General features: G+C 56.8%; 18 protein-coding genes and 1 tRNA gene. 1 reads left to right on the top strand and 18 read right to left on the bottom strand.

The features are described 5' to 3' along the window. Positions 1–318 precede the first annotated feature (318 nt). The 15 genes from DPF_RS11070 to greA all read right to left on the bottom strand — a co-directional run bounded on the left by DPF_RS11070 (position 319) and on the right by greA (position 14,625). Positions 319–394 (bottom strand) — tRNA-Lys (locus DPF_RS11070). Positions 395–545: 151 nt separating this feature from the next. Continuing rightward, positions 546–1,352, bottom strand: coding sequence for a metal ABC transporter permease (locus tag DPF_RS11065; protein WP_069859702.1), 807 nt, complete (start codon positions 1,350–1,352; stop codon positions 546–548). Further along, positions 1,345–2,154: a metal ABC transporter ATP-binding protein gene (locus tag DPF_RS11060; RefSeq protein WP_069859701.1), complete on the bottom strand. Its 810-nt coding sequence runs from the start codon at positions 2,152–2,154 to the stop codon at positions 1,345–1,347. The genes DPF_RS11065 and DPF_RS11060 overlap by 8 nt, the downstream gene beginning before the upstream one ends. After that, positions 2,151–3,044, bottom strand: a complete 894-nt coding sequence (locus tag DPF_RS11055) for a metal ABC transporter solute-binding protein, Zn/Mn family (protein ID WP_069859820.1) — start codon at positions 3,042–3,044, stop codon at positions 2,151–2,153. Before DPF_RS11055 ends, DPF_RS11060 begins: the two co-directional genes overlap by 4 nt. 123 nt (positions 3,045–3,167) lie before the next feature. After that, positions 3,168–3,377, bottom strand: coding sequence for a heavy-metal-associated domain-containing protein (locus DPF_RS11050; RefSeq protein WP_069859700.1), 210 nt, complete (start codon positions 3,375–3,377; stop codon positions 3,168–3,170). 105 nt (positions 3,378–3,482) lie between these two features. Beyond that, the gene (locus DPF_RS11045; RefSeq protein ID WP_069859699.1) at positions 3,483–4,934 is read right to left on the bottom strand and encodes a protein adenylyltransferase SelO; all 1,452 of its coding nucleotides are present in this window, start codon (positions 4,932–4,934) and stop codon (positions 3,483–3,485) included. Positions 4,935–5,302: 368 nt separating this feature from the next. Continuing rightward, positions 5,303–6,076 carry a tryptophan synthase subunit alpha gene (gene trpA, locus DPF_RS11040; protein ID WP_176724246.1) on the bottom strand — a complete coding sequence of 258 codons (774 nt, stop codon included), beginning with the start codon at positions 6,074–6,076 and terminating at the stop codon, positions 5,303–5,305. After that, positions 6,063–7,301 (bottom strand): tryptophan synthase subunit beta, encoded by a 1,239-nt coding sequence (trpB, locus tag DPF_RS11035; RefSeq protein WP_069859818.1) that lies wholly within the window; start codon positions 7,299–7,301, stop codon positions 6,063–6,065. The genes trpA and trpB overlap by 14 nt, the downstream gene beginning before the upstream one ends. Positions 7,302–7,485: 184 nt before the next feature. Further along, on the bottom strand, positions 7,486–8,151 hold the full coding sequence (locus DPF_RS11030) for a phosphoribosylanthranilate isomerase (protein ID WP_069859698.1): 666 nt from the start codon (positions 8,149–8,151) through the stop codon (positions 7,486–7,488). Positions 8,152–8,343: 192 nt separating this feature from the next. Continuing rightward, the gene (locus DPF_RS11020) at positions 8,344–9,111 is read right to left on the bottom strand and encodes an indole-3-glycerol-phosphate synthase (protein ID WP_069859696.1); all 768 of its coding nucleotides are present in this window, start codon (positions 9,109–9,111) and stop codon (positions 8,344–8,346) included. After that, positions 9,101–10,102, bottom strand: coding sequence for an anthranilate phosphoribosyltransferase (gene trpD / locus DPF_RS11015; protein WP_069859695.1), 1,002 nt, complete (start codon positions 10,100–10,102; stop codon positions 9,101–9,103). Before trpD ends, DPF_RS11020 begins: the two co-directional genes overlap by 11 nt. 107 nt (positions 10,103–10,209) lie before the next feature. Continuing rightward, positions 10,210–10,812, bottom strand: coding sequence for an anthranilate synthase component II (locus tag DPF_RS11010; RefSeq protein WP_069859694.1), 603 nt, complete (start codon positions 10,810–10,812; stop codon positions 10,210–10,212). After that, positions 10,787–12,199 carry an anthranilate synthase component I family protein gene (locus DPF_RS11005; RefSeq protein WP_069859693.1) on the bottom strand — a complete coding sequence of 471 codons (1,413 nt, stop codon included), beginning with the start codon at positions 12,197–12,199 and terminating at the stop codon, positions 10,787–10,789. The genes DPF_RS11010 and DPF_RS11005 overlap by 26 nt, the downstream gene beginning before the upstream one ends. A 662-nt stretch (positions 12,200–12,861) precedes the next feature. After that, the gene (locus tag DPF_RS10995) at positions 12,862–13,851 is read right to left on the bottom strand and encodes an Lcl C-terminal domain-containing protein (protein WP_069859691.1); all 990 of its coding nucleotides are present in this window, start codon (positions 13,849–13,851) and stop codon (positions 12,862–12,864) included. A gap of 288 nt (positions 13,852–14,139) precedes the next feature. Continuing rightward, positions 14,140–14,625 carry a transcription elongation factor GreA gene (gene greA / locus DPF_RS10990; protein WP_069859690.1) on the bottom strand — a complete coding sequence of 162 codons (486 nt, stop codon included), beginning with the start codon at positions 14,623–14,625 and terminating at the stop codon, positions 14,140–14,142. A gap of 436 nt (positions 14,626–15,061) precedes the next feature. On the opposite strand from greA, the gene DPF_RS10980 reads away from it, so the two are divergent. Beyond that, on the top strand, positions 15,062–15,829 hold the full coding sequence (locus DPF_RS10980) for an SIR2 family NAD-dependent protein deacylase (protein ID WP_069859688.1): 768 nt from the start codon (positions 15,062–15,064) through the stop codon (positions 15,827–15,829). Positions 15,830–15,839: 10 nt separating this feature from the next. Here the strand turns inward: DPF_RS10980 and DPF_RS10975 are convergent, their stop codons facing one another. Genes DPF_RS10975 through DPF_RS10965 form a run of 3 tightly spaced genes read right to left on the bottom strand, consistent with a single transcriptional unit; the run spans position 15,840 to position 18,847 of the window. Then, positions 15,840–16,424 carry a VOC family protein gene (locus DPF_RS10975; protein WP_176724245.1) on the bottom strand — a complete coding sequence of 195 codons (585 nt, stop codon included), beginning with the start codon at positions 16,422–16,424 and terminating at the stop codon, positions 15,840–15,842. Positions 16,425–16,427: 3 nt separating this feature from the next. After that, on the bottom strand, positions 16,428–17,492 hold the full coding sequence (locus tag DPF_RS10970) for a hypothetical protein (protein WP_069859687.1): 1,065 nt from the start codon (positions 17,490–17,492) through the stop codon (positions 16,428–16,430). Between the two features lie 59 nt (positions 17,493–17,551). Further along, positions 17,552–18,847 (bottom strand): ATP-dependent 6-phosphofructokinase, encoded by a 1,296-nt coding sequence (locus tag DPF_RS10965; protein ID WP_069859686.1) that lies wholly within the window; start codon positions 18,845–18,847, stop codon positions 17,552–17,554. Positions 18,848–18,919: the final 72 nt, after the last annotated feature.

Genomic DNA, 18,919 nt, shown 5'->3' with positions numbered 1-18,919 from the left:
AAAAATACTACAAGCTATCTAAAAAAATAAAATTACCGTTCTATTTTCAGGTAATTTGAGAATTTTGTAGTTTTTTTAGGGATGGGCAGAGAAAGGGATTTCCCTCCAGGCTGTTCCAAACCTGGTTGTCTTCGTGAAAAGGGGGCAGGTGCACGTTGGAGGGAGCACAAGGACGAGGTGTCCTTTGTTCCTGGAGTGATGATTGAGACCGGCAGGGGATGGACCCTGTCAGGGAAGACGGTTGTCCCGGCATTGTCACGACAGGGGGCCGGACATAAAAAAAAGAGGTTAGATTTTCATCTAACCTCTTGATTTCTTTGGTGGGCCACCAAGGAATCGAACCTTGAACCTCCTGATTAAGAGTCAGCTGCTCTGCCAATTGAGCTAGTGGCCCCGCTGGGGTTGCCTGGTCTCCCCGCTGGGGTTGCCTGGTCTCCCAGGCAGCGAGAACGTCTCTTTAGGGAGTTTGAAGGGGGGTGTCAAGAATATTATTTGAAAGAATGCATTTTTTTGCTGCGCCCACCATGCGCCTGCATGTGGTGGTTCTATTTGGCCAGCAGGGCCCGGATGGACAGGACAATGAAAAAGGTCACCGTTGCCACGGCAATGATGGTCGCCCCGGTGGTCAGGTCGAACTGGTAGGAGAGAATCAGGCCGATGGTGCAAAAGGCCATGCTCCACAAGGAGGCCATGATCATCATGGTGAACAGGGATCGGGCCCGTTGTCCGGCCAGGTACGGGGGAATGCTCAACAGGGCGATGACCAGGATGAGCCCCACCACCTGAATGATCATGACTACGGAAACAGCAACCATGGCCAGCTGGACAAAATGGAGCAGGGCCACGGGCACCCCTTGGGTGCGGGCAAATTCCGGTTCAAAGGACAGAAGCAGAAACTGTCGGTAGAGCAGGGTAATGACCAGAAAAATGACCACGATGAGTACCAGCATGATCCAGAGATCATTTTGGGGTACCGTCAGGATGCTCCCAAAGAGATAGCTCATGAGATCCACATTGTATCCCGGGGTGATGTCTATGAGGATGATTCCGGTGGCCATGCCCGCAGCCCAGAGAACGCCGATGATGGTGTCGCTTTGCTGGGGCTTTTTCAGGGTGATGAGGGCCATGATGCCAGCAGCGGCCAGGGTGAATCCCAGAGTGGTGGGCAGTACCGGCAGGCCCAGAAAAAAGGCCAGCCCAATACCGCCGTAGGCCGAATGGGCAATGCCTCCGGCCAGAAATACCTGGCGGTTGACCACCACCAGAGAGCCGATCATGCCGCAGGCAATGGACGCCAGGATCCCGGCCATGAGGGCGTTTTGCATGAATTCAAGGGAAAAGGCTTCAATCATGGGCAATGTCCTGGGGTGGAATGTTGAGGACCGTGGACACATCCTGCAGGTAATCGGCCATGGGACAGGTGTGCTCGTGGGCTCCGTACAGGAGGGAGAGCATCTCCCTGGTAAACACCCCCTGGGTACTGTGGATGAGTCGTTTGTTCACGCAGGCGATGTCCGTGACCCGTGAGGCCACAATGCTCAGATCATGGCTGACCACGATGATGGTCAGGGAGCTTTTGAGCCTGTCCATGAGCTCGAAAAAACAGAACCGTCCTTCAGGATCGATGTTGGAGGTGGGTTCGTCAAACACCAGCAGGTCGGGATTGCCCACAAGGGCCCGGGCAATGATCACCCGCTGCCTCTGGCCTCCGGACAACCGGTCCATGCGCCGGGTAAAAAGGCTTTCCTCGATCCCGGCCTTGTGCAGGGCTGCGGCGGCAAGCTCCCGTTCCTTTTGGGAGTAGATGAATCCGTGCAGTCCCGGACGAAGCCCCATGAGCACCACCTCCATGACCGTGACCGGGAAATCCGGCCGTGATGCAGTGTATTGGGGGACATATCCGATGGGGTGGCTGCCATGGCCTGCTCGCTCACCAAAGACTTCCACGATGCCCGTATCCGGGGTCAGCAGGCCGAGGATGAGCCTGATCAAAGTGGTCTTGCCGCTGCCGTTGGGTCCCACAATGGCGGTAAACGATCCCTGGGCCAGGGTGAGATGAATGTTGTTCAGGATGGGCCGCGCTCCGTCATAGGAAAAATTAAGATCCCGGATGGCAACAGCCGGGATCGATTTGTGAGAATCCGGAGATGTCACCGAAGGGCCTCCTTGATGCTTGTGGCCGCATTTACGAGATTGGTCGCCCAGTCCTTGGCCAGCGGATCAAGCCTGACAACCCTGCCATTGATGGCACCGGCAATGACCACTGCGCTTTTCTGGGAGAACTGGGGCTGCACGAATACGGTGTCCAGATCATGGGAGCGGGCCAGTTGGATGAGTTGGCTCAGATCCTTGGGACTGGGGGATTTGCCTTCCATTTCCACGGGGATCTGCCTGAGGCCATAGGCCCGGGCAAAATAGCCCCATGCCGGATGAAAGATCAGAAACCGGTTGTTGGTGGAGGTGTCGCCCAGAATGGCACGAATGCGGGTATCAAGGCGGGTGAGTTCCTGTTCAAATGCGGCCAGATTGGTCTCGTAGATTTCCTTGTGATCCGGATCCACAGCCACCAGGCCCTTGCAGATGTTCCTGGCCTGGATGGCCACCAGATCCGGGGCAAGCCAGATGTGGGGATCAAGAATGGCGTGTGACTCGTGATGTTGGTCGTGGTCCCTGGATGCTTCTAGGTCGTGATGATGCCGGGCCATGGGCACCTTGGTTATCCCTTCCTGGGTGCGAACAATGAGCATGTTCGGGTTGGCCGCACAGATTTTGTCCAGCCAGGTGGTTTCAAAGGGCGCTCCCACGGCAAAATAAGCGGCCGAGGAGGAAAGGGCCTTCATCTGGTTGGGTTTGGGTTCGTAGGTGGCCGGACTTGCCCCGGGAAGAACCATGACCGAGACCTGGACCAGGTCGTGGGCGATCTGGCGGACAAAATAGGCCTGGGGGACAACAGACACGGTAACCTGCAGAGGGGCCGCCGCAGCCTGGCCAAGGGGAAAGATCAGAACACAAACAAGAACGAGCAGGACGCGCAGGCAATACATGATATCCTCCTGGATGACGGCCTGGGAAAGGGAAGGGATGGGTTGAAGAAGGGCGTAGGGCATGGAGGGCAAAGCGCAATGCCCAAGCAAAGGGTTTTGTCCCTGTGACCCACAACCGGGTGGTTATGAATCCATGTCGCTGCTTTCAAATCCGATTTTGCGGATGGCCTGATGGACCAGGTCCATGGAAATGGGGCCTTTGGCAGTGAACTGGGCCTGTTTTTTTTGCAGATCCACATGAATGTTTTCAAGGCCCGGGATGGATTCGAGGGCCTTGGTTACCGACTGCACGCAATGTTCGCAACTCATTCCTTCAACTTTGATGGCTGTCATGATGGTTCTCCTGTATGAGAAGGCTTACCACGATTGGCTAAGATGGATGAAAATAAGTACGCACATCCTGCAAGTCAATGATTATGGAAACTTCGTATGTTCACTTCAGGTGCCGCAAAAGGTATGATAGTTCCTGTCATTGTCAGCGGGCGGATCCTGGTAACGGGATGTGCCTTGTTGTTCCCGGTAGGGAGAGGCAAGAACCTGCAGGAATGATTGGGCCGGATCTGCTCTGCCCAGTTGCGTACACTCTTTGATGACTTTTTCCACGTGATGGTTTCTGGGAATGACCACGGGATTATTGCGTTGCATCAAGGCCTGTATTTTTTCGGGTGCCGGGGATTCCCTGGCAAGTCGTTTTTTCCACCGGGCCATCCAGGGACCAAGATCCTTTTCCAGATCCGCGGCTGCGGTCCGGTCCGTCACCGCCCGGGTCAGGAGCTGAAAGGTGATGGTGTAATCCAGCCTTTTGTCTTCAAGGAGGTGGAGCAGGGAGGTTATGAGGTCCTGGTCTTCGGGCCGGACAAGATGCAGGCCGAGCTTGTGCCCTATCATGGCCATGTAGGCCTGTTCAAAACGTTGGGCAAAGGTCGCAAGAACAGGGCGGATCTGGTCTGCAGCCCTTTTGGGATCGTCATGAACAAGGGGAAGCAGGCACTGGGCGAACCGGGTCAGGTTCCACTGGGCCATGGCCGGCTGATTGCCAAAGGCATACCGGCCGGCCACGTCAATGGAACTGTACACCGTGGCGGGATCATAAATGCCCAGCATGGCGCAGGGCCCATAGTCAATGGTTTCGCCGGCAAGGGAGGTGTTGTCGGTATTCATGACACCGTGAATGAAGCCCACCCGCATCCAGTGGACAATGAGGCGGATCTGCATGTCCATGCATTGCTGGAGCAGGGCCGTATAAGGATTGTCGGCCGTGGATAATGAGGGATAGTGACGCTTCAGGGTATAATCAAAAAGCGCTTCAAGGGCCTTTTTGTTCCCCCGGGCAGCAAAATACTGAAAGGTTCCGATGCGCACATGACCAGAAGCCACCCGGGTTATGACAGCACCGGGCAAGGGTTGTTCACGGAAAACGGTTTCTCCCGTGGTCACCACACACAGGGCCCGGGTGGTGGGTACTCCGAGATAATGCATGGCCTCGCTCATGATGTACTCGCGCAGGGCCGGTCCAAGGGCGCATCTCCCGTCACCTCCCCTGGAAAAGGACGTGGGCCCGGACCCCTTGAGCTGGATATCCCATGGTTTGCCGTTGCGGTCTGCAACATCTCCCAGAAGATGGGCCCGGCCGTCACCCAATTGGGGCACAAAATTGCCGAACTGGTGACCGGCATAGGCCGTGGCAATGGGTTGCGAGCCTGGAAGGAGGCGATTGCCGGAAAAGATCCGGGCCAATGCTGCCGGGTCGTTTTGCAGATCCTTTGGGATCACCAGCTGATCGGCCAGGCTGGAGTTCCACAGGAAAAGGCGGGGATCTCGCACCGGGGTGGGTTTTATTGTTTCGTAAAATTGTTCGCCAAGGCTGGCGTAGGAGTTGGAGAGGTGCATGGGTATCCGTTGGTCATGGGGCAAAAGGTGGGTGTTTCCAGGGAGAAGACACAACAGGTGATGGTGCCGTGGATGTCACCGGGATGGCAGCGTCACAGGGGTTCTGCGGGTTGAAACGCAGAATCTTCTGGTTTTCATGCAAGGCTTCCCCAAGATGGAGAAGGCAATGGTCTTCCATGGATACCCTGCTCCGGCCTGTCCTGCAAGGGAAGGGAAGAGAAACAGGCCCTTTTGCGTGATTGTTTACGGAAAACCCGTGTGGGCAGGGGGCGACATGGCCCCCTGCCTCAGCCCCTGTCTGCAGAGGGGGCTACAGGGACTTTGGGGAAAAGGTGGTGCAGATGGCCGGGGACGTTGTGGCCTGGAAATTAGCTTCCCACGTGTCGGCATTGTTCCAGAAATCGGGCCACGCCTTGTGGGCCCTTTTTTTCATACAGATTGATCACATGGCTGCCGATCACGGCCATGTCGGTTTTGCCCATGAGTTTTTCCACGTGTTCCGGGGAGCTGATGCCGAATCCAGCGGCTATGGGCAGGTCGGTCAGGGAGCGTATCCGGTTCAGAAAGGCGATGCCCTGGTCGTCGATATCCGTGCCCGCACCGGTGATGCCCACCTTGAGGGTGGAATAGATGAACCCTTCCGCAATGGAGCATACCTTTTCCAGACGCTTTTTGTTTGTTGACGGCGAGGTCACCTGGATGACCTTGAGGCCTGCCTTGTGGGCCAGAGTCAGATGATCGTCGGTCTCCTCGTCAAAGGGGAGATCCGGGATGATCAGTCCCTGAATGCCTGCACCGGCGCTGCGGCGCATGAACCGTTCCATGCCCATGGCAAAGGGAATGTTGCCGTAGGTCATGAACAAGAGGGGAATATCCACCTTGTTTGCCATGTCCTCGGCCAGCCTGAAGCAGTCGTTGGTGGTGATACCGTTGTCCAGGGCGTGCTGGCTGGCGCGCATGATGGTGGGGCCGTCGGCCAGGGGATCGGAAAAGGGGATCTGGATTTCAACCAGGTCCACGCCCGAGTCCGCCATGAGCCGGATGAGGTCGGCTGTTGCCGCAAGATCGGGGTACCCGGCCACCACATGGGTCATGAGCCCGATTTTTTTGTTGGTCGCAAAGACCTGATCAATGGTTTTCAATGTCCTGTACCTCCGATTTGAGAAATTCGACCCATCGGGTTTCATCCAGATGCTTGGCCGTGATAAAGATGTCCTTGTCGCCCCGGCCCGAGATATTGATGACCATGATGTGATCCTTGGGTAGTCCGGGAGCAAGCTGCATGGCCCGGGCAACGGCATGGGCTGATTCCAGGGCCGGGATGATTCCTTCCTCCCTGCACAGGATTTTGAAGGCCTCAAGCACCTCCGAGTCCAGAACACTGGAAAAATGAATGCGTCCTTCATCGTGCAGTTGGGCCAGTTCCGGGCCTATGCCTGCGTAATCAAGACCCGCGCTGATGGAATGGGTCTCCTGAACCTGGCCGTCGTCATTCTGCAGGAAGTAACTCTTGTAGCCCTGGACAATGCCTATTTGAGGATTTTCGCCGAACCGAGCCGCGTTTTCTCCGGGCTTTGGCCCGGTGCCGCCTGCCTCGGTGCCAAAGCATCGGACCGAAGGTTCGTCAACAAACGGGGCAAACAGACCGATGGAATTGGAGCCTCCGCCCACGCAGGCCACCAGGGAATCGGGCAGTCGGCCTTCGGCCTCCATGATCTGGGTTTTCACCTCGCGGCCGATAACCGACTGGAAATCCCGGACCATGGCCGGATAGGGTGCCGGTCCCAGGGCCGAGCCGATGAGATAATGGGTGTCATCCAGGTGTTCGATCCAGTGTTTCAGGGCCGCGTTGACCGCGTCCTTGAGGGTTCTGGTGCCAAAGGTCACGGGAACCACCTCGGCTCCCAGAAGGCGCATGGCATAGACATTGGGGTACTGACGCTGGATGTCCACTTGGCCCATGAACACGGTACACGCCATGCCCAGTTTGGCGGCCACCGTGGCCGTGGCAACCCCGTGCTGGCCCGCACCGGTCTCGGCAATGAGTCGGGTTTTGCCCATTTTCCGGGCCACCAGTCCCTGGCCCAGGGCGTTGGTGATCTTGTGGGCCCCGGTGTGGTTGAGCCCCTCCATTTTCAGATAGATCTTGCAGCCGCCCAGACGTCTGGTCAGGTTGGCCGCATAGGTGAGCGGGGTGGGGCGTCCCGAATAGGTGGTGAACAGGTCCGAGAGTTCCTGCTGGAATCCGGGGTCATTCCGAAGTCCTGCATAGGCTTCGGTGAGTTCATCCAGGGCCGGGATGAGCATTTCGGGCACATACCGGCCGCCGTAGGGGCCGAAGCGTTGTTCAATGGCTTTGGTAGTCATGGGAAATCCTTGATTCAAGATATGGGATAAAAGGAAACCGGAGACCGGAAAAAGCGTCATCCGGGCGTGATCCGGGATCTCTGAAAATATGATCGTTTGTAAGGGCGGGTTCCTGTGCTCGCCCTTTTTGCGGCATGTCCTCTTGGTTTTGATGAGCGGAAAAAGGGCACGGCGCACCGTGCCCCTACGGGTTGGCGTCGGGTCGGATGATGCGCATGACCTGTTTTATTGCCTCTGCATCCTTGATGCCGGGGGCGGATTCCACTCCGGAGTTCAGGTCCACGCCATCGGGTTCACATTGCAGGGCATGGGTGATGTTGGCCGGGCCAAGGCCCCCTGCCAGGATCCAGGGCCGGGGGGGAGCCATGCCCTGGAGAGTCGTGAAATCCAGACTGGTCCCGTGACCTCCGGATTGTATGCCCGCATCCAGGAGAAAGGCCGTGCATACCGGGGCGAATCGGTCCATATCCCGGCACAGATCGTCCATCTGTTCATAGCGCATGGGCCAGAAGACCTTGATGACCCGCGATGCACCCAATGTCCGGCAGGCCTCGACAGTATGATCCCCATGGAGCTGGGCCAGATCAAGCTTTGCCGTGTCCATGATCCGGGCGATCTCCTCTGCTCCCTGGTTCACGAACACGCCCACCTTGCGCACCGGTGATCCGGAAAGGTCGGGCACGTCCTGGGGGTTGGTATTTCGCGGGCTTTTGGGGTGGAAGATGAATCCCAAAAGGTTCACGCCCAGGTTGATACAGGTCCGGATGTCCTGGCTTCTGGTCATGCCGCAGACCTTGACCACGGGTTTGCGGGAAAACAGGGGTGATGTGTTGTGTTCGGATATCTTCATGGCTGGTATCTGGTTGCAATCAGATCTGACGAATTTCCGCCGATTACCGTCATCCCGGCGCAGGTCGGGACCTTGAACACCGGGATCATGCAGGAAACCGCAGGCTCGGACCGAGCCTGTTGCGTTCCCGGATCACCTCCGGGATGACGTCTTGTTTCCATATGCAGGCCCTTGGCTCCGGGGAAAATGATCCTATGATCCATTTCGAGTGAATCTCTCGACCATCCTGCCGGGATGATCCGACGCCATCAGGGCCGTGCCCATGAGTAACGCGTCGAATCCCGCCTCGAACATTTTTTGTCCGGCTTGCGGGGTGGTGATGCCACTGGCGCTGATCCAGGTCTCGTGTTTTTGTTTTCTTGTAACGAGTTCGTAGGATCGGTTCAGATCGATACCCAGGGTGGCCAGATCCCGGTTGTTGATCTGGATGATCCTGGCGCCAAGAGACTGAGCCCTTTGAAGATCGTGGGCGTCAAATGCCTCCACCACGGGTTCCAGGCCGAAAGTCTGGCATTCCCGCAGGACTGCGTTCAGTTCCGCGTCGGTTTCAAAGAGCCGGACAATGACCAGAATGGCCGATGCCGGGGTGGAAGCGGTCATGGCCACCTGCAGGGGATGGGTGATGAAATCCTTGCGCAGCAGGGGCAGGCCGGTCTTTGCCATGATGTGCAGATAGGAGAGGTCGCCCTTGAAGTAGGTTTCTTCCGTGAGCACGGAAATGGCCGATGCTCCTGCCCGGGCATACATGGATCCCACCTCCTCCGGAGACATGGTCAGGTTGATGTCTCCTTTGGAAGGGGAAGCCCTCTTGTACTCGGCAATGATGGCTCCCGGCATCTGTCCCCGGATGGCCTCGGCAAACCCGGGACGTTTTCCCCGGTAGGGAGCGGGCAATTGTTTCAGGCTCCGAAGCCTTGTCAGTTCCTCTTCCTTGGCCTTGACAAAACGGCTAAGAGGCATGGGAAAGCACCTCCGTGACTCCTTCATGCACCTTGGTCCGGGCCTGATGCATGGCCTCGGCCATGGATACGCCTTCTTCCAGAATGTGGATGGCCATACCCAGATTCAGGGCAACCATGTCCTGCATGGCTTTGGGCCCGGTTCCCGCCAGAATGAGTTTCTGCTTTTCCAGGGCGTCCTCCGGTCCGCTGCACTGCAGATCTTCGGGTGCGCACCGTTCAAAGCCCAGGGGCATGGGGTCGAATGAAGAGGTGGTTGTCTTGCCGTTGGCAACCATGATCACCTGGCAGATCCCGCAGGGAGTGAGCTCATCGAATCCCCCGGCACCGTGGACAACAGCCGCTTTGATGCCCCGCTTGGCCAGGACCGTGGCCATGAGGGGGGCAAAATCCGGCGAGGGAACTCCCATGAGCTGGTGGGTGGGCAGGGCCGGATTGATGAGGGGGCCCACCAGATTGAACAGGGTGCGTATGCCCAATGCCTGACGGATGGGAGCCACGTACCTGAAAGCCGGGTGGAACTGGGGAGCGAACAGGAATACGAAATTGCGTTTGGCCAGTTCCGCATGTGCCTCTTCCGGAGAACTCACAAAAGGAAAGCCCAGGGCCTTGACGATATCCGCACTTCCGCATTTGCTGGAAACACCCTTGTTGCCGTGTTTGACCACCTTGTAGCCCATGTCGGCCAGGAACAGGGATACTGCGGTGGAGCAGTTGAAACTGTTCTTGCCGTCCCCGCCCGTGCCGCAGGTGTCGATGCGTTTTTCCGTGAGATCCGGAATGATTCTGGCTTGCTCAAGAGCCATATTCACGGCCTCGCCCAGTTCTTCGGCGGTTTCCCCCTTCATGCTCAGGCCAAGGAGCAGGGCGCCTGCCTGGGCCGGTTCCAATTCTCCCCTGAGCAGGGCGCCAAAGGCCTGTCTGCCCATTTGGGGCGTGAGATCGTTGCCGTTTTTCAGATGGTCAAGAATGGTATGTATGGTGGTAGCCATTGTGGTCTCCTGTCTGTGAAAGTATGGTATGATATGAAGTGGTTCTGTGGATCTGCGGACACGGCGCGCCGTGCCCCTACGGGTTCGGTTTCCTGTATCCCTTTTTTTCAGGCCACATTTTTTGTACCGTCTGCCTGATCCTGGCAGATCCTGATGAAATTGTTCAGCAGCCGGGGGCCGTCAGGGGTAAGCACGGATTCGGGATGAAACTGAACGCCCATCCATGGTCTGTTCGTATAGGCAAGGCCCATGATGGAGCCGTCCTGGGTAGCGGCCGTGACCGTGAAGGACAGCCTGGTGGTGCCCGGGAAGACGATCAGTGAATGATAGCGGCCAATGACCATGGGTTGGGGCAGGCCGGCAAAGAGGCCTGTATTGGTATGTTCAATGGTGGATGTCTTGCCGTGCATGATGCGGTTGGCCCTGGACACGTGGGCTCCGGCAAAATATCCCAGGATCTGGTGACCCAGGCATACGCCAAGTACGGGGATGTGACGGGGCAGCCTGGTAAGCAGCTCCAGGCACAGTCCGGCATTGACTGGATGGCTGGGACCGGGTGACAGGACGACCCCTTGCAGATCCGGGCTTGTGGCCAGATCCAGGATTTCGGGTTCGTTGTTCCTGTGCACCAGGGGATTGCATCCCTGGGTCTGGAAGGTCTGCACCAGATTGAAGGTAAAGGAATCAAAGTTGTCCACGAGTAAAATCATCACCGCCTCCACTGGTTTGTATGGCCGCAAACAGGGCCCCTGCTTTGTTTTGACATTCTTCCCATTCCCTGACCGGTTCGGAATCAAACACAATGCCCGCTCCGGTCTGCCAGGTGAGGACCCCGTCCCTGATCCACATGGTTCTGATGGTCAGCCCCATGTCCAGGTTGACCGGTCCCTGACCCACCCCGATCCAGCCGATGGACCCGGCATAGGGTCCCCGTTCCAGGAGTTCCATGTCTGCGATGATCTGCATGGCCCGGATCTTGGGGGCTCCGCTCACGGTTCCTGCCGGAAAGGTGGCTGTCAGGACGTCCAATGCGTCCCGGCCCGGCAAGAGGTCGGCGGTGATGGTGGAGGTGAGGTGCATGACGTGGGAAAACCGTTCCACATCCATGAACCGGGTCACCTTGACGCTGCCGGTGGTGGCCATGCGGCCCAGATCGTTGCGGCCCAGATCCACGAGCATGACGTGTTCGGCCCGCTCTTTGGGGTCTTCGATCATCTCTGCGGCCAGTTGCTTGTCCTCTTCATCGCTAGCTCCCCTGGGACGGGTGCCGGCAATGGGGCGGAGCAGCAGGTGGTTGTCCGTGCTTTTGACCAGCAGTTCGGGAGACGATCCAATGAGGGTGATTTCAGGGAAATGGATGTAAAAGGTGTAGGGCGAGGGGTTGATCTGTCGGAGTCGGCGATACAGGGTAAAGGATGATCCGGTAAAAGAACATTGTCGTTTGGACGAGAGCACGATCTGAATGGCCTCGCCATGGGTAATTAGTTTCTTGGCCCTGGTCACGGCATCCATGAAGGTTGATCTGTCCGGGGTGGCTGTGATCCTGCCGCACAAAGGTTCTTCTTCAACCGGCGCGGCAGAGAGAGGTCCGGGATTCGGATCGTTGGTAATGCTCAGATAGCAGCATCTGGAATGGAGATGATCAAAGAGGAGAATCTTGCCGGGCAGGGCGTAATACGCCTCTCCCTGCTCGGGTGGAAGCCGGTCGGCCAGGGCCGGTTCAAAGATGCCGCCCATGGTGTAGCCAAAATAGCCGCAGATGGATCTGGTCATGGGGGGAAGTTCACTCAGTTCCGCAGGAGGAATGATGTTCAGTTCCCGTGTCAGCTCTTTGATACCCTTGAGAAACGGGGTGTCGTGAAATGTTTGCAGGGGAGCGAGCCGGTCGTCCAGGACCGTCACCTTCAGGTTGCCGTTGAAGCATTCAAGCAGGAGCTGAAAGTCCCAACCCATGAGACTGTACCGCCCCAGGCGGCCGTCCACCTCGGTACTTTCCAGAAGAATACCCGGTTTGGTCCCCACCAGACTGAGATACAGGGAAACCGGAGTCTGGGTATCCGCCTGCATCCATTGACCGTGTTGTTCCAGATTGATCATTGTTTCTCCGTAAGATTCCAATTGGTTTGCCGTTAAAGGCGTTGAACAGTGTGAGTTGATTTTGTCGGGGTTTGACTGGTTTGCAAAAAAAGCCGCCGGATTTTCACGGGGAAAATCCGGCGGCTTACATGATGGTGGTGTGCAAGATGCGTCACCATGCAGCAGGATCTCCCCTGACACGGGAAAAAAGCCACCACCACAGCCATGCAGTCAGGACAACATCTGCCTGTTCCCGTCCGCAGGAAGAGAGCGTGTGTTGGGTGGAGCACATGGTTGTGGCAAAGGGGGAGAAGGTCATGGTTGGCAAGGGGTTGAGGTTATAAAAAAAGGGGCCGCAGGATTATCTCCTGCGGCCCCTTGGTATGCGTGGCGTCTGATTGAGATCCACAGCGAACACTATCGCTGCATGCGCAGGATTCCATATGACAAACCGTGCCACCACCAGAGGTTGGAAGCTGTACAATGGGTAGTCTGGAAAACTTGCGCGATCATGATAACAGTATCCTGTGAAAACGATGTTCAAATGTGTAGGATCAATGTCTAGGTGATCCGTTCCTCCCTGTCAAGGACAGAGACGATGTTGCCTCCAACGGATTCTGTCCGTTTGTCAGCATGGTGCTGGGGCGTGCAGACGCGGGAATCCGGCACATTGACCCTGTTATTCAGCAGCTCACGGGCCAGACGTGAAATTCGGGTTTGGGTTTCCAGCCCACGCCCACGGCACCCTTGTGCAGATACAGGACATGGGCCCAGTCGGGTTCAAAAAAGCTGGATGTTGACGACCAGTAGGCCTGCTGCACCGACAGGAAGGGATGATGGGCCGGCAAAGCCGGGCTGAAGGTGGAGGCATCCACCAGGGATTCCAGCTCGTTGATGGTTGGCAACCGCCAGGATCGACCCGCCGTGGTGAGGCCTGCCACGCTTGCAAGGGCCTGTTCCCAGGTCATGGTTTTCGGGAACGCCCGGGCATTCCGAAGCCAGACCAGCCCGGTCAGGTTGTCGTGAACAACGTCCCCCTGGAGCGTGAAACGGGGATGTGGCCAGGGCAATCCCTGCCGGAGCGCGCCATCCTGACCCGAATCAGTACAGGGGATGTTCCGACCGGCGCTGTCATGACACAGGGTTTGTCCGGTTTTTGGCAGGTTGATGGATTGTCCGCAAACAGGCCATGTGAGGGCGAACTGGTCCTTTTTGCCGTAGAACATGCGCCCCCCTTCAAGATGGACATACCAGGCATGGTCCGGGGCAATGGCTGCTGTGGTCGAGGACCAGTACCACCCCAAAAAGACTTCTTCAAAGGGATGGGATGCGGGCAGGGCAGGGTTTTTGTTCCCGTAGCTGATGAGGCTGCGCAATTCCCTGCGGTTGGGAAGTCGCCAGTCCCGGTGATGGGCGTACCCGTCCCTGTTCATGGTTCGGACCAGGTTCAGCGCATCCTGCCAGGTCATGGGGAACTGGCCGAAATTGGCTGTTTGCGTCCATATGAGCCCGGTTGCCTGATCACGTACAAGCCCGTTTCCTTCAGGCATGAAACGGTTTGAGAACGTGTGGCTTCCCCTTGTTGCCGCGTCCTGTCCCGATCCCTGGCAATCAATGGGTCTGCCCGAGGCATCGTAACAGAGTTGTTGCCCGGTCCACAGAACATGGGGCATGGTTGCCGCTCCCGGATATGCCTGCATGGTGCAGGCGGATTGAGGTTTGAGGCTGGTATCTATCGGAAAACCGAACCGCTAACAATTGAGATTGCCCCTGTCGGGAACAGGTTGTCAAAGGGTTTTGGGCAGGAACAGTGCTCGTAACATTACGGTCCTTTTGGCCTGTGCCATCCATTCCGGGATATCCCTTCTGCTTCACCGAAGTACGGCATTCGCCAGATCACGAAAAGCCGGGTTTCCCCTGTGCAGGAAACCCGGCTTGAGTCACTGGTGTCTGTACAGCAGCTATTTGGTGCCCGATCCCTTGAAGGTCACGGATATGATTTCGTATTCGATTTTGCCCCGGGGAGCGTCCACAATGACCTCGTCGCCTTCTTCCTTGCCCAAAAGGGCCTGGCCAACGGGCGAGAGAACAGAAATGATACCCCGGTCAACATCGGATTCGTCCGGACCAAGCAGGGTGTAGGTCTTTTCCTCGCCGGTATCCAGATCTTCGAGTTTGACCGTTGCCCCAAAGGTAACCACATCGCCATCCAATGTATCCAGATCAATGACATTGAAACGCGGAATCCGCGATTCAAGATAGTTGATCTTGGCCTCCAGCAGTCCTTGACGTTCCTTGGCTGCGTCATAACCGGCGTTTTCCCGCAGGTCGCCTTCTTCTCGGGCTTCCTTGATGGCCTGAACAACGAGAGGGCGCTCCTTTTTGAGCTCCTCAAGTTCCTTGTGCACTTTTTCCAATCCTTGAACGGAAATGGGGATGCTATCCATGGTTTCTACCTCGATTTTTCTGAACGTTCCTGAATGTACGAAAATAGAGAACCGCTCCTCGTCCCGTGTGGACGAGGAGCGGCAGGTTTTCTGATGAGCAACGATGTAATGCTATGTATAGAGGATCAATGAACGATGGTCAAGAGGTGATTGCAACTTGGGTCATTCATATGTGGGCGGCCTCAAAAGACAATGCCCGGCCGGAACCTGTCTGTTACTCCAGGCCTTCCAGCCTGTGAATGGTGCGCTGGATGGCGGATCGGGCGAGGGCACACAGGGCGACTCTGTCCGGCAGACCAGAACAGAGCCGGGGCAAAGGTTCTGCTGGACATGCTGTTTTGATTTTCATGAAAACAGGGTATGCATCCGTGGCGTATCCGGGATGACGGAATGACTTGAGCTTGTACCGCAGATTGCTGCTGCCAGGGAGGGCGTTATGAACACTCATCAGATCGAACGGGTTGCCGAACGCATGAGCAGATCGGCACATTGTGTGGTTTTTACCGGAGCGGGCATTTCCGTGGAAAGCGGTATTCCCCCGTTTCGGGGGGCAGACGGGCTGTGGTCGCGATATGATCCCGCCTGCCTGGACATCTCCTTTTTTCACAATCATCCGCGCGATGCCTGGAAGGCGATCCGGGAAATCTTCTACGATTTCATGGGCAGGGCCGAACCCAACAGGGCCCACCAGGGAATTGCCCGGCTGGAACAGATGGACATTGTCAAATCGGTGATCACCCAGAACATTGACAACCTGCATCAGCAGGCCGGCAGCCGGGTGGTCTGCGAGTATCACGGAACCACCAGAACGCTCAGTTGCACCGGGTGCGGAAGAACCATTGAAGCGATCAAGGCCGACCTGACAACCCTGCCTCCTGGATGCGCGGATTGCGGCGGGGTCATGAAGCCTGATTTCGTGTTTTTTGGTGAACCCATCCCCGAGCAGGCGGCCCAGTTCTCCAGGGAAGAGGCGGGCAGGGCCGATTGCATGCTCATCATCGGCACTACCGGCGAGGTTATGCCCGCCAGTCTGCTTCCCCCACTGGCCAAAGACAATGGGTGTTTCATGGTGGAGATCAATACGGAACCATCCGCCTATACCAAGGATATCACGGATGTGTTTCTGCAGGGAACAGCAACGGACATGGTCTCGGCCCTGGTGGATGCCGTGGAAAGGGGGAAGGAAACCCTGCCGGGCCCATGAGGGGGAGAGTCTACTTGCCAATGGGTTTTCTGAAGACCATCCCTTCACCGGGATAGATCATGCGGTCTTTGAGAGGAGTGGGCCTGTCTGGCTGCTTCCACATGTCGGGCCGGGGGAGGGAGCCCTCCCTGCCCCGTGGTGTGGGCGTTTTGTCATGCATCTGGGGTTGGGCGCGAAGATCCACTTCCCTCACCGGGGTGCTGAATTCAATGGGGATGTTGTTGGGGTCAAAGGTGTAGATGGACAGGATGAATCCGTGGTCAACAACCTCGGAAACCCAGATGTCGTTGGCCTCCAGCCGGTCCTTGAGCAGCCACAGATCCTCTTGTGCATCCACCTCCAGGGCGATGTGATCAAAGGCAAAGGGTCCCTTGACCGGAACGCCGTGGTCCTTTTCGGGAAGGTTTTCCACCTGGGGCCACTCAAAAAAGGCGATCATGTCATGGTCCGAGATGGAGAAAAAATATTGCCGGTAGCCCTCATGGCCAAGCCCGGCGACCAGGGGCATCTCCAGAAGATCCCTCCAGAATCGGATCGTGGTGTCCATGTCTTTGGTGGCCATGGCCAGGTGGTTGATGCCCGTATAGTGTATCATGTCTTACTCCAGTTGATCGCCGTGGCGTGCAAAATCATCCCCCAGGGTTGTCAGGTTCTTGCCCAGGGCCTCAATGATGTCCATGGGTACGGATTGCGTGCTGATTCGCCGAAATGCCCATTGGGCCATGTACAGGATATCCCCTTCCCGGGTCATCAGGGGATGGGCCTTGGTGGTGATGCTGGCCACCAGGGCCCGTTTGTTCCGGTCAAAGGCAAGGATCGCGTTTTTGATGTCCGTGGCGGCCTCATCAATGCGCGCCTCTGATGCATTGCTTTCGTTGAGCTGCCAGAAGGTATAATAGGCCGTGTTGAGCTCCGTGCGCAGGCGCAGATGGTTGGTCATGGTGTCGGCAAAATGGTCCATCGTGCCAATGGCCTGGAAGATGTTGCCCATGTCACGGAGTTTTTGCCCGTACAAATGAAAGAACTCCTGTTTCTGTTTTGTTGTCAGGGGCTTTTCAACCGGGGTGCCGGATGTGCCGGGAAAGGGTTTGCGCACACGGCCCAGTTTTTCGTCGGCTCTCAGGATACATTCCTGGCCGTACAGCTGAAACAAAAGATCCAGGGTGCGGGGAGAGAGCACGTGGGCCAAAATGGCCTTGCGCACCGCACCCATGTCCTCTCCGTCCTGATCCAGGCCCTGCAGGGAAAGCCCGTAACGCATGTTCAGCATTGTGCTGGTCAGGTCCAGGCGTCCCTTGGGACCGGGATTGGTCAGGGAGTGTGCCGGATGGTAGTGCTCAAGAGCCAGATCCACCAGATCGTCGATGAAATCCAGGGTGACACGGCTGTCCTCGGTGGGAGCAGGACTGGTGGTGTTTGATGCTTCCCGGGACAGGGTGGGCGTTATCTGTGTGCCATCGGTGGTAGCATTGTTTACCGGGTTTTGAAGGGTGATCTGCCACCGTTGGGGATCAGTCATGGCCCCGCGGGTCCCGTTGGATGCGGCTGGCCTGGGCTGGGGCGAGGGCGCGTTGCTGGTTGCCTTGTGCAGGAAGAAGATCCCTGCAGCAACAAGCATTCCCGTGACCAAGGTGAGGCTGATGATCAAAATCAGTTTTTTCATGTCTGCCCTGTGGAATGTGCGTGGATACAGGCTCGACAGGCTTGTTCTGCCGGGTCATGTCATTGCTTGAGAAATTGGGGTTGCCCCGTGGATTCAAGCACGGAACGCCAGTACATGGATTGGATGTTCAGTTTTCGTCGTTTCTGGGTGACCAGGTTCAAGGGCAGGTAGACATAGCGGTCCTGCAGTCGGGTCACCACCATGTTGGTTTTGCCGGCCATGCCGGCATGCACGGCGTGCTGGCCCAGAAATCCGCAATATACGCGATCATGGGCATTGGCCGGAATGGATCGGATGATGTAGCTTGGATCAATGTATTTCAGGGTGATGGGCAACCCCTTTTTTTTGAAGTGTTTTTTGATTTCCGTGCGGAGCACGTCACAGATATCCCCGAGAACCGGATTGCCCGAGGCATCTTTTTTTCTGCTCACGTTGCACAGATGCTGGCCAGCCCCTTCGGCCACCACGATAACGGCGTGCTTGCGACTGATCAATCTGTTTTCCAAAGCCTGTAAAAAGCCGTTTTCTCCCTTGAGTTCAAAGGATTGTTCGGGGATGAGCACAAAATTGACATCCTTGAGGGCCAACGTGGCCTCGGCAGCAATAAACCCCGATTCCCGGCCCATGAGCTTGACAATGCCAATGCCGTAGGGAGCGCCCTGGGCCTCCACATGGGCGCACCTGATGGCCTCGGTCGCCTTGGCCACGGCTGAATCGAATCCAAAGGACTTGGGCACGAAATGAATGTCGTTGTCGATGGTTTTGGGGATGCCGATGACAGCGATCTTCAGGTTTCGGTTCCTGATCTTCTGATTGATGGCTTTGGCCGCCCGCATGGTGCCGTCCCCGCCGATCATGAACAGGATGTTGATGTTCATCCGTTCCAGTGCATCGACAATTTCTTCGGGAGGCTGGGGGCCCCTGGACGAGGCCAGAATGGTTCCCCCGAATTCGTGGATGGCGGTCACGTTTTCCGGGGTCAATTCCATGATGTCGTGACAATAGTCCGGAATGAACCCTTGCAAACCATAGCGAATGCCTATGGTTGCGGCAACATGGTAATGATGATGGGCTTCCATGACAATGGACCTGATGACATCATTGAGCCCGGGGCAGAGACCGCCGCAGGTTACCAGAGCGCATTTGGTCTTGGGCGGATCAAAATAGATGGTTTCCCTGGGCCCGGCCTCTTCAAAGGGAAGGAGCAATTGTTCGTTGCCCGCTTCGTCAATGACATCGGGTCCCACATGAATGACGACTTTTTCTTCGGGAGCCACAAACGGGCCAAAGGGAAGGGTGCTCTTGATTTTGGGGGTCCCGAGAACATCAATGGATGTGTTGATCTGTATGGACATGTGTCAATCCCCTGTGGATGCTCTGTGCAGGATGGTCAGTGGAAGAAACAACCGGCAGGGTCTGCAGGAGCA

It is taken from the genome of Desulfoplanes formicivorans, assembly GCF_001748225.1.
Lineage (GTDB): Bacteria > Desulfobacterota > Desulfovibrionia > Desulfovibrionales > Desulfomicrobiaceae > Desulfoplanes > Desulfoplanes formicivorans.
Note: the sequence above shows the minus strand (reverse complement) of the source record. Positions and strands in the feature narration are given on the sequence as shown.